This window comes from Nocardia sp. CS682, assembly GCF_004634405.1.
Taxonomy (GTDB): Bacteria; Actinomycetota; Actinomycetes; order Mycobacteriales; family Mycobacteriaceae; genus Nocardia; species Nocardia ninae.
Genome location: NZ_CP029710.1, coordinates 6245610 through 6257516, shown reverse-complemented (window position 1 = coordinate 6257516; position 11907 = coordinate 6245610). Strand labels below are relative to the sequence as shown.

Here is an 11907-nt window from a genome sequence, read left to right as displayed (position 1 = left end):
CGCCCGCCTGCGCGGAATACACTCGGCCGCTGCCGAATCGGCCCGCTTGTCACGCGGCGTACCAGCCCTCTCCCCAGAGCGTGCCGAGACGTTCGAAATACGTCTCGTATTGCGGGGCAACGACATCGGTGGAGAACCTGGACACCGCGTAGTCGCGAATCCCTTGGTAGTCGAGCTTGTCGACCGCATCCGCGGCCTCGCAGAATTCGCGCAGCGTACGGCAGCGAAACCCCTGCACGCCCTGTTGCACGGTCTCGGTGAACACGCCCCAGTCGGTGGTGATCACCGGAGTCCCGCACAGCATCGCCTCGGCATGCACGCCGCCGAACGGTTCCAGGTACAGCGAGGGCACGAAAACCCCACGGGCCCGGCTCATCAGCTCACCCCGGCGCACATGGTCGACCACGCCGACATACTCGGCGACCTCGGCAGGCGGCGCCACGCCCGCGCCCGCGACAACCAGCTTCACCCCGAGCCGCTGACAGGTGTCGACGGCGATCTGAATACCCTTCGCCTCGACGAGGCGACCCATGAACAGGAAGTAGTCGTCCTTCTCATCGGAGAATGGAAAGTCCTCCACCTCATAGTAATTCGGGATAACCGCGTCGTAGAACTGGCCGCGGGCGCTCATCACCCCGGGGACCGTGGAGCGTGAACCATAGACGGAGTGCATCCACGCGTAGCTTTCGAACACTCGATAGTTCGCGAACACCCCGCTGTAGCCGATCCCGAACTCGACGGTCATCAACTCGGGGAACGTGTCCGCGATCGCCTGCTGACAGGTGCCACCGAGCACGCAGATGAAATCGCGATCCTGCCTGCGCCTGGCGATCTCGGTGATGGCGCGCTCATTGGTGATGGTCCAGTGCGGATCGTAAGCATTCCAGGTGAGGTTGTTGAGGTCCTTGTACAGATCGTTGCCGCCGAACCACTCGGCCTGCTCCGACTTCGACGCGATGGTGACGAACTCGGTGCAGGCCGCGTCGTTCTCCTCGCCGCCGTACAGAAACACCTCGTGGCCCAGACCCGTCATCATTGCGGCGAAACGCCGGATCTTCTGGGTGTATGCGCACGGCTGATAGTGCTTGGTGGTCTGTGTATTGGGGAAATTCACGACATGAAAACGCATGGCAGAGCTCACGTTTCGGCTCGAAGGATGGACTGGTCAGCGGTCGATGATGGGCCGGACCGACAGGGGATCTTCGCCGACCGCCTCCTCCAGATGCTCGGTACTGTCCAGGTAGGCCGCGCGTTTGCGCTGTTGCTGCTGTTGCTGTTGCCCGCCGGGAGCGCCGCCGCCCATGCCGCCACCCATCGGGTAGCCGCCGTAGGGCATCGCGGCCGAAGGAGCCACACCGGCCCGGGCGATCGCCGACTCGCCGGTGTTGCCCGGCGCAGCCGCGCGGGGGAACAGTTTGTCCTCCAACGGGTTCGCAGGTTTTCCTACCCCCGCCGCGCTACCACCCGCCGAGCCACCGCCCACCCCGGCCGGCTTGATGTCGAAGCCGAACGGGCCGGAGGCACCGGTCGGTCCCGAGGCACCCCACGGACCGGAGGCGAACGGGAGTGCGGGCCCCGAAACCATTCCTGACGCCAACTGCTGCAATGCCTTCGTCAGTGCCGACAGCGGTCCGGTTGCGCCGACAACCGGTCCGGTGGCCCCGCCAGGAACCATGTCTTTCGCCGACGATGGTGGGCGGGAGGATGATTCGGTTCCGCCGCCGGAACCCGGTGGCTTGCTGCCGGATCCGGGTGGTTTGCTTCCCGCGCTGCCCGCACCGCCGCCGGTGCCTTTGCTTTCGCCGCCACCTCCGGTGCCGCCGCCGCTCTTGCCGCCGCCGGTTCCGCCACCGGAGCCTTTGCCTTCGCCACCGCCGCCACCGGTGCCGCCGCCACCTTTACCACCACCGCTGCCACCACCGGGATTGCCGGTAGGTTCCTTGTAGTTGTAACTGCCCGGCAGATCACCGGTAGCACCCATCAGCTTGTTCGGATCAGCGAACATGGGAATCAACCCCGCAAGCTGCGTCACACCCCCGCGATAACCCTTCTGACTACTCTGCGCATCACCCTTGTCCCAGAACGCCCGCATCGCGGTCAACGCACCATTCACATCGGTGGATCTGAGGACCTTGGAGGGCTGACCACCCGCGTCATACGCCTTGAAATCCGCGTACTGATACAAACGAGAATAAATGAAACTGTTGAAATCAGCCGTATTACCGACAACATTCGACATCGACTCCATACCACGCTGCAACGTATCCGTCGCCTGCAGATACTTCTCCAGGAAAGCCACCGCACGCTCCGCGCCACGACCCTCCCAATACCCATTCTTGAAAACGAACTCCACCTCGTCGACGAACTTCTGCACCGACCGCCGCCACAACACGCCCAGCGCCCTCCACTCACCCGCCAGCCAGAACGTATTACCACCATTCTTCTCGATCATCTTCGCGATATTGGCGAAATCGAGCAAAACGAAAAAGTCGCCGCTCTCGATAGCCCCCTCGATCCGCCCCTTCGCACCCGAATCGAAACTGACACCCGAACCAGCAGTCGTCGGCAACCCCGGACCCGACTTCCAATCATTAGGTGAAGTAGAATGAAACTTCGACAACTCCGACCAATGATCCGTCCCCTTCTCCGGGGCGTTAAAAGTATGCGCATTATCATCATCGGTATTGCTATACGACTTATGCGCAGCAACAAAAGTATTCGCCATCACCGTGACAATCGCCTGATGATTCTTCAAGATGTCGACCAACTCGACAGTCCGCTTGTCCTCGAACCTGTCGAACAACATCTTCATACTATCCAAAGTCGTCACACGCTGCGCCGCACTATCGACCGAAAAATCCTTCTTATTATCGATCGTCCACACGAACTTCGCAAAATATTCACCCAACACCAAATCGATAAACCCCTTGATATCGGCCGCAAACCCCTCCGCCGCCGACACCAACTTCCCCAACCCCCCACTATCAACCTTCAACAACTTCAACTTGCCGTCCTGCGCACCCTTCAACAACCCAGACCACTCGGTCTGATCGAAACCAGGCCCACCCGACGTCATCCCACTCCTACCCGCTCAGCCGCTGCTGCCGGACACCTAACCACGCGCGGCCGGCTACGTCAGACCGCCCGAGAACCGAACCACCAATCAGACACCTGCGGTTAACCATCGGGCGCTCACCGGGCATACCGTTCTGGTTTCCAGGGAAGGAGAACAGACATGACCCCCGCAGATCTGATCGCCATCCTCGGCGCACGCGCATTGCAGACCCGCTGGTTGGTGCGCGCGCCGATCCGGCTCTACCGCGCCGGACTCGGGTTTCTTCTCGGTACCCGCGTCCTCATGCTGGAGCATGTCGGGCGCAAGTCCGGGGAGAAGCGGTACGTCGTACTCGAGGTTGTCGACCGGCCAGGATCAGACGAGTACGTCGTCGTGTCCGGGTTCGGCCCGAAAGCGCAGTGGTATCGCAATATTCGGGCGCAGCCACAGGTGCGTATCTCAACCGGCCGGCTGCGGGACGCACCGGCGATCGCTTCGCCGATGAGCGAGGATGACGCGGCCGATGCGCTGGAGCACTACATCCGCCACCATCCGGCCGCGTGGAAGAGGCTGCGCAGCAGCATCGAGCGGGCGACCGGACAGCCGGTCGACACGTTGCCGATGGTGCGGTTGCGTCTGCCTGAATCCCACACCGGTCGTGCGTATTTCCGGCATCGGTAGCCTCGTTCAAGGGCAGGAACCGAGCCGAACGGACAGTGCGGGGGCAATCAGTGAATGATGAATCGGCCGGACGGCCGAAGGGGCTGGGTAAGCGGGCGTGGGTGACCACGAAGCTGGTGCGTCGCGTACTGCGCACGCTGGCCTGGTCGAAGTTCGTGCGGGTCACCGTGCTCGGCCGCGACGCAGTGCCGAAGACCGGTCCGGTGATCGTGGCGAGTAATCACATCTCGATGTTGGACGCGGTTTTCCTCTGGGGCGCGCTGCGGCGGCGAGCGGTCGCCATCGCCATGGCCGAACTGTGGTCGTGGCCGGTGGTCGGCTGGCTGGTGCGGCGGCTCGGCCAGATTCCGGTGCAGCGCCGCGACAGCGCGTCCGGTCAGGTCGCGCTGTCGCAGGCCGAGCAGATCCTCCGGCACGGCGGTGTCCTGCTCATCTACCCGGAGGGGCGGCTCGTCGCCGCCGACGAGCAGGAACCGTACAAACCCGGTGTCGCGAAACTGGCTCTGGCGACCGGAGTTCCGATCATTCCGGTCGGCACCACCGGCACCGATCGGGTGCTGCCGTTGCGCCGCACCCGCGGCACCGGGCCTGCCTTCGATCGCCGCCAGCGGGTGACCATCTCCTTCGGCGCGCCCGTCGACCCCGCCGACTTCGATGATCCTGACAAGCTGTTGGATCATCTGCGCCAACGGATCGAGGACCTGCGTGCGGTGGATCGACCGCACCCCGACGCTATTCGGTAGGGGCTCCGATCGGGGTAGGCAGGAATCCGGATTTCATGAAGGCGACGATGTAGGTGTCGAGCACGCTTGCGTCGATCGGCAGGCAGGTGATTGCGCTCCCCGCGAGTGCGCGTCTGGTGTTGCCGCAGTCCACCACGAGGTCGGCCGCGCCACCCGCGTAGTTGCCGCCGAGGAGTGCGGCGCGCACCAGCGAGTCGTCGCCCGTCAGGTAGCGAGCATTGGCTTGCTCGGCGAGGCGCAGCTGTACGGCTTCGAGAGACGTTGTCTCGATGGGTATTCCGTGGCGGCGCAGACACTCGAAGATGTCTCGGATCGCCAGCGGTACCTCGTTCACCAGGTGGTAGGCGGTGTCGGTCGCGGTGCCGAGGGAGATCTCCACGATGGCACGCGCCACGTAGGTCACCGGGGCGAGCGAGATCGTCGCCGCTCCCACGTCGGGGGCCATGCCGAGGATCGCCGCCGCTCGGATCATGTTCCAGAACGAGTCGTCGGCGCTGTTCACACCGACCTGCAAGTCACCGGAGACCAGGCCGGGCCGATAGATCTTGATCGGCACGCCGCGCTCCCCCGCCTGCAGGATCAGTTGCTCCGCCGCCCATTTGCTCGCTGGGTAACCCTGTGCGGGCAGCTCGGCGGCGCTGATTCGAGTGCCCTCGTCGACCCGGGCGCCGGCGTGGACCATCGACATCACCGTGTTGATCGTGGAGACGAAGTGCACGGGCTTGACCCGTTGAGTTGTCGCTAGCCGCAACACCTCTCGCGTCCCCTCGACATTGGTGGCCCGCAGCCGTGCGTACGGCTCCAGGTGATTGACCTGAGCGCCGTTGTGATAGACGACGTCGATCCGTTCCGCGAGCCAGGCGTGACAGGTGTCGGACAGCCCCAGCGACGGTGCCGCGAGATCGCCAGGCACCGGGACGATTCGGGATTCCGGGACGTCGCCGCACAGTCGATACCGCTGCAACGCCTGGTGGATCCGATCTCGTCCCGCAGCGACGGTGTCGGCCCGAACCAGGCACCACACGACGGCGTCGGTGCGGTCGAGCAGTTCCCGTAGCAGGTATGCCCCCACGAAACCGGTCGCTCCGGTCAGCAGCACGTCACGTGCGCGTCCCTGGTGGATCGGCGCGATGTCGACGCCCGAAATATCCGGCCCGAGTATCGCATCGGCGGCAATCAGCGCCGGACAGTGCACCGGCGCATCCTGACCGGCTATGCGTGCCGCCAAGCTGCGCACAGTGGAGGCACTGAACAGCGACGACACCGGCAGCTCGACACCGAGCCGGGCCGACAGCGCGTGTTGCAGGGTAAGGGTGAGCAGTGAGGTACCGCCGCGGGCGAAGAAGTCGTCGTCCGCACCGACCTGCGCGACACCCAGCACCTCCGCGAACACCTCCGCGACGATCTCTTCGGTCGGCGTCGACGGGGTCCGGAACGCTGCAACGTCGAACCTGGGCTCAGGCAACGCCTTTCGGTCCAACTTGCCCGCGGGCGTCAGCGGAAGACGGTCGAGTTCCATGATCACCGCGGGGATCATATGCCGTGGCAGGCTGCGCTCGGCATATTCGGTGAGTTCATCCGCATCGAACGCCGCGCCCGTTGCACGCACATACGCCACCAGAACCGTTTCACCGGTGGACGTTTCGTGGCTGACCGTCACCGCGAAGTCGACGCTGTCGTGACCGCCGAGCACCGCGTCGATCTCGCCGAGTTCGATGCGGAAGCCGCGGATCTTCACTTGGAAGTCCGACCGCCCGACGTACCTCAACTCCCGAGGCGCGGGCGGGGAATCGCCCTGCTGCTCCGGCACACACCAGCGCACCAGGTCCCCGGTGCGGAACATGCGCGCACCCGGTTCGCCCCACGGATTCGCGACGAACCGTTCCGCCGTGAGCCCAGCACGGGCGCGATATCCGCGAGCCAATGTCCCACCGGCCAAATACAATTCACCGGTGACACCGGGCGGCACCGGATGCAACCGCTGGTCCAGCACCAACGCGGACACGCCCTGCACCGGCCCGCCGATGGTGATGTCTCGACGGGCGGTCTGTGCGCCGAGGGTTGCGGCGATGGTGACTTCGGTCGGCCCGTAGGCGTTGATATATCTGCGGCCCGGCTGCCACTTCGCCACCAGTTCCGGCCCGGTGACATCACCGCCGACCAACAGTGTTCCGGTCGTCACACCGGTGGGATCAACCGTGCTCAATACGGCCGGAGTGGCGCTGCAATGCGTCACCCGTTCGTCGCGCAACACGGCGGCGAACTCGGGTCCGCCGATCACCTCGGGCGGCAGGATGACCAGGGTCGCGCCGACCGACAACGCACACAACCACTCCAATGCCGCCGGGTCGAAGCTCGGCGAGATCGAGTGCAGCAGACGATGTTGCGGTTGGAGTTCCAGCACACCGACCGTGTGCTCGATCAGTCCGGCCAGCCCGGCATGGGTGACCAGCACGCCCTTCGGCACACCCGTCGAACCGGAGGTATAGATCAGGTACGCCGGATTGTGCGGGCGCAGTGGGGCGATCCGGTCGGCGTCGGTGATCGCTCGCGCGGACCGCCGTGCACACCCGGCCGCGATGGCCGGATGGTCGAGCATCAGCCACGTCAGCTCCTCAGGCAGGCGATCGACATACTCGGTGGCAGTCAGCCCGATCACCGCCGACGCATCGGTCACCATGTGCCGCACCCGATCCGCCGGATACGTCGGATCGATCGGGAGATACGCGGCACCAGTCCTGGCGACCGCCAGCACTGCGGACAGCATCTCGTAGGAACGCGGGAATGCTAGCGCAACAACACGTTCCGGTCCGACGCCGAGATTGATCAGGAATCGCGCCAGCCGGGCCGAAGAATCATCCAGTTCGCCGTAGGTGATCGATCGGCCCCGGTCGCGTACCGCGATCCGATCGCGGCCCCACCGCACCCCACGCAGCAGCAGCTCCGGCATCAGGGCACCGGTCATCGCCTGGGCGGGCTCGACCCTGGTGAGCGCGCAGTACTCGTCGTCGGCGAGCAGCGGAAGATCGCCCACCGGTATGCGCGGCTGCGCGACGATCGCCGCCAGCAACCGCGTGAACCGGCCAGCCATCACCCGGATCGTGGCTTCGTCGAACAGGTCTCGCGCGAAGGAGAATTGCGCGGCCATGCCTGCGGCGCTCTCCCGGACCGCCAGCGAGAGATCGAACTTCTCGACGCCGGTGTCGAAATCGACTGCGGCAACGTGTAATCCGGGCAGCTCGAAGGTGGCTTCCGGCAGGTTCTGGAACGCGAACCCGACCTGGAACATCGGATTGCGGGCGGTGGATCTGGCCGGGTTCAACGTCTCCACCAGCCGCTCGAACGGGATATCCGCGTGCTCGAACGCCCGTAGATCGTCGTCGCGGACCTGCTCGAGCAACGCGGTGAAATCGTCCTGCGCACGGACCCGCGTGCGCAGCACCAGCGTGTTGACGAACATACCGACCACCGCATCGAGTTCGGCCTCGCCGCGGCCCGCGACCACCGTGCCGACCGCGATGTCCTCGGTGCCCGACCAGCGGGCCAGAAATATCGCGAACGCGGTGTGCAGCACCATGAACACCGTCGCGCTCTGCGCACGAGCTAGCTCGGCCAGTCCGCGCTGCACCTCGGGGTCGATCGCGAACAGCACCTGCCCGCCGGCGAACGATCGCGTGGCCGGGCGCGGGCGGTCGAAAGGCAGGGCGAGCTCATCGGGCAGGCCGGTCAGCGTGGTGCGCCAGTACTCGGCCTGTTGCGAGATCAGGCTGCCCGGATCCGTCTCGGCGCCGAGCATGGCCCGCTGCCAGAGACTGAAATCGGCGTACTGCACCGGCAGTGGCGCCCAATCCGGCCCCGCGCCAGCGGATCTGGCTGCGTACGCAACCATCACGTCGCGGGTCAACGGCGCCATCGACCAACCGTCGCTACAGATGTGATGCGCGACGAGCACTAGGACGTGCTCGGATGTGTTGATGCGAAACAGGCTGACCCGCACCGGAATATCGGTCGCGACATCGAACCCGGCGGATGCCACCTCGATGATCCGCGGCAGCACCGCGGCGGCCTCGACCGGTTCCGGTGTGAGATCGAGAACGGCCTCCTCGACGGGCAGGATGGACTGGTACGCCACACCATCGTGCTGCGGGTACACGGTGCGCAGTATCTCGTGCCGCTCGATTACGTCATCAATGGCACGGCGCAGCGCCGGGACCGCCAGATCGCCGGTCAGCCGCACGGCGACGGGGATGTTGTAGACCGCCGAACTCCGATCGAACTGGTTCAGGAACCACATGCGCTGCTGTGCCATCGACAGCGGAATCCGGTCCGGCCGAGGCCCTGCCACCAGTGCGCGGCGGCCGCCCGAGCCCAGGTGCCGCCCCACCTCGGCAGCCAGCGCGGCCACCGTCGGCGCGGTGAACAGCAGCCGCGCGGGCACCCGTGCGTCCAGTGCCGCGCCGAGCCGGGCCGCGACCTGCGTGGCCAGCAGCGAGTTGCCGCCGAGGGCGAAGAAGTTGTCGTCCAAGCCGGTTCGATCCACGCCGAGCACCGTCGCGAACACGTCGGCGACCGTGTGCTCGAGCGGATGCTCCGGCGCACGGAACACCGCGGTCTCGACCACCGGCGCCGGTAGCGCCGCCCGATCCAACTTCCCATGTGCGGTCAGCGGTAATGCGTCGACGGCGACGAACGCCGACGGAACCAGGTAATCGGGCAGCACCCTGGCCAGCTCGCTGCGCAGCGTCGCTACCTCCCGCTGTCCGACCACATACGCGACGATCCGCTGATCGCCCGGAAAATCGGTCCGGATGACAACGGCGACTTGGTGCACCGACTCCAGCGCGAGCAGGGCGGCCTCGATCTCGCCGAGCTCGATGCGGAACCCGCGCACCTTCACTTGGTCATCGGCCCGACCCAGATACACCAGGTCGCCGTCGGCATTCCACGCGGCGAGGTCACCGGAGCGGTACAGCCGGGATCCGCCGGCGGTGAAGGGATTTGCGACGAAACGCGCAGCGGTCATAGCCGCGCGGCCGAGATAGCCCCGCGCCAATTGCGTACCCGAGAGGTAGATCTCCCCCGCCACCCCGGTCGGGACAGGGTTCAACCGCTCGTCCAACACCCAGACCAGCAAACCCGGTATGGCAGAACCGATTACGCTGTGGCTACTCGCCGACACCTGATGACAGGTCGCGTGGACGGTCGTTTCGGTGATGCCGTACATGTTCACCAGCTGTATATCGGCGTGCCGGGCGCGCCAATCGTCGAGCCGGTGGAACTCGAGCGCCTCTCCCCCGAACACGATGTACCGCAACGCCAATGGGGCGACCTGAGGTTTCGCCGATGCGGTGCGGTCCGCGTCGGCCAACTGATAGAACGCCGACGGCGTCTGATTGAGCACGGTCACCCGCTCGGTGCGCAGCAACTCGATGAATTCCGCTGGCGACCTCGATGTTTCGTAGTCGACAACGAGCAACGTCCCGCCGTGCAGCAGTGCGCCCCACAGCTCCCACACCGAGAAGTCGAACGCGGACGAATGGAACATCGTCCACACGTCACGATGGTCGAAGCCGAACCGCGCTCGGGTGTTCGCGAACAGCGCCACCACATTGCGGTGCGGGATCTGCACGCCCTTGGGACGCCCCGTGGAACCGGACGTATAGATCACGTAAGCAAGGTTTTCCGCGCGCAGCCCGGCCGTCCGGTCCGCATCACCGATAGGCGCGGCGTCCATGCCGAAGTCGCTGCCGCTCAGCTCGATCGAGGGCGCCACGGTGGGCAGGGTGATCCCCGGCTCCGTCACCACACACGTCGGCTCGGCGTCGGCCAGCAGGTAGGCGATGCGATCGGCCGGGTACGCCGGGTCGACGGGCAGGTAGGCACCGCCGGCCTTGACCGTGGCGAGCAACGCGACCACCAGGTCCAGCGATCGGGGCATGGCCACGGCCACCAGCTTGTCCGGACCGACACCCAGCGCAATCAGCTTGCGTGCCAGCCTGTTTGCCCGTGAATCCAGTTCCCGGTACGTCAATGTCTCTGCGCCGAATTTCACCGCGGTCGCGTCCGGGTGTGCCGCCACCACGTCAGCGAACAACTGCGGGAGTGTCTGCTCCGGCCGCGGCGCGAAGGCGCGGGGGAACACGGTGGTGAAGAACTCGGTGAGCGGCTCCGGACATCGCCGCGGCCGGGCGCCGATCGCGACCACCGCCGCCTGCGTGATGGGCACGGCATCGAAGACACCCGTCGAGCCTGCGGTCACACAGGCGATGTCGTCGTCTTGGATGGGGCGCACCCGATCCTGGTGCGTCACCGGATCACCGGGCAGCTGGGCGAATTCGCTTCGGGTGCCGGGGTCGTCGACCATCAGCCACTCGATCGAGCGACGCGGATTCGAGGCTGTCCTCGAGTCCAGCCATGGCGTGCCTGCGGTCAAGCCGAGCACCGGCCTGGTATCGGCGAGCAGGTACTCGGCCTGTTGCGTCGAGGCTCGCGGGTCGATCACGACGAAGCCCGCGCCGGTCTTCGCCACCGCCCACATCGCCGATACCGCCCCGAGCGGCGAGGCAATCGCGACCGCAACCAGGTCCCCGGCACCGATGCCGCGACTGATCAATAACCGCGCCAACCGCGACGAGACATCGTCGAGTTCGCGATAGCGCAACGCCGACCCCCGAAAAGCTATGGCAATACCATCGGGGTCGGACTCCACCGCCACCGCCAACAGCCGCGGCAGGGTCGCTGCCTTGGGCCGCCGCGTATGCACTGGGCGCGTGCGTACTGGTTCCCGCACTGGCCCGGACGCGTTATCCCTCACACCTATCTCTCCTACACATTGCCTGACTCGGCAGATTGCCACTGTTCGCCGCCTACTATTGGTCACCTGACCAGTTAGTGGCGTATAGATGTTTCGGGGTCGGCGACGTTGCCGTCGTTCCCGACCGTCGGGATTCCTATCATGAACCCGACTGGTAAACGTTACACCGAGAGTTCCTTTTGGAAATAGCCAATTAATAGCCCTTTCCGGAGAATGGTACCTTAAATGGTCGGAGACCCGCACGTCTAGGGCACTTGAACGCCACTCGGCTTCAGCGCGTCACCAGAGACATCGAAGCCGTCTTCGCTGTCAGCGCGAGCCTGAACTCAGGCAAGAGATCAACAACTTCCCGCAGTTGGGACACCGAACGGCCGACGTACGCAACACCGTTTAGTTATAGTTAACATCGCGAACCTGAACGAACAACGACATCATTTATGCCACATTGCCATCTATTTGCTACCAACTATCCTATGCCATGATCAGGTGAGCAACCACATATATATCATTTGGGTATTATTAGAAAACTATGATGATTTAATTACGTTGCTCGATGCGCCGGACAACACATTCTGCTAAAAACACCGTCGTAGCTTCCGATCCGCAACCGAACA

Annotated in this window: 5 protein-coding genes; 2 read left to right on the top strand and 3 right to left on the bottom strand. The window is 65.0% G+C overall.

The window, feature by feature from the left end; genetic code table 11:
• Window positions 1-49: 49 nt before the first annotated feature.
• On the bottom strand, window positions 50-1129 hold the full coding sequence (locus tag DMB37_RS28155) for a glycosyltransferase (RefSeq protein WP_135235249.1): 1080 nt from the start codon (window positions 1127-1129) through the stop codon (window positions 50-52).
• Window positions 1130-1165: 36 nt separating this feature from the next.
• Window positions 1166-3076, bottom strand: a complete 1911-nt coding sequence (locus tag DMB37_RS28150) for a hypothetical protein (RefSeq protein ID WP_135235248.1) — start codon at window positions 3074-3076, stop codon at window positions 1166-1168.
• 159 nt (window positions 3077-3235) lie between these two features.
• On the opposite strand from DMB37_RS28150, the gene DMB37_RS28145 reads away from it, so the two are divergent.
• Together DMB37_RS28145 and DMB37_RS28140 are read left to right on the top strand one after the other, a co-directional pair.
• A complete protein-coding gene (locus tag DMB37_RS28145; protein WP_135235247.1) occupies window positions 3236-3736 on the top strand; it encodes a nitroreductase family deazaflavin-dependent oxidoreductase in 501 nt (166 codons plus the stop codon).
• A gap of 50 nt (window positions 3737-3786) precedes the next feature.
• Window positions 3787-4479, top strand: coding sequence for a 1-acyl-sn-glycerol-3-phosphate acyltransferase (locus DMB37_RS28140; RefSeq protein WP_240771685.1), 693 nt, complete (start codon window positions 3787-3789; stop codon window positions 4477-4479).
• Here the strand turns inward: DMB37_RS28140 and DMB37_RS28135 are convergent.
• Entirely contained in the window at window positions 4469-11536 is a 7068-nt protein-coding gene (locus DMB37_RS28135) for a non-ribosomal peptide synthetase (RefSeq protein WP_135235245.1), read from the bottom strand. The two genes, DMB37_RS28140 and DMB37_RS28135, sit on opposite strands and share 11 nt — an antisense overlap.
• Between the last annotated feature and the right edge of the window lie 371 nt (window positions 11537-11907).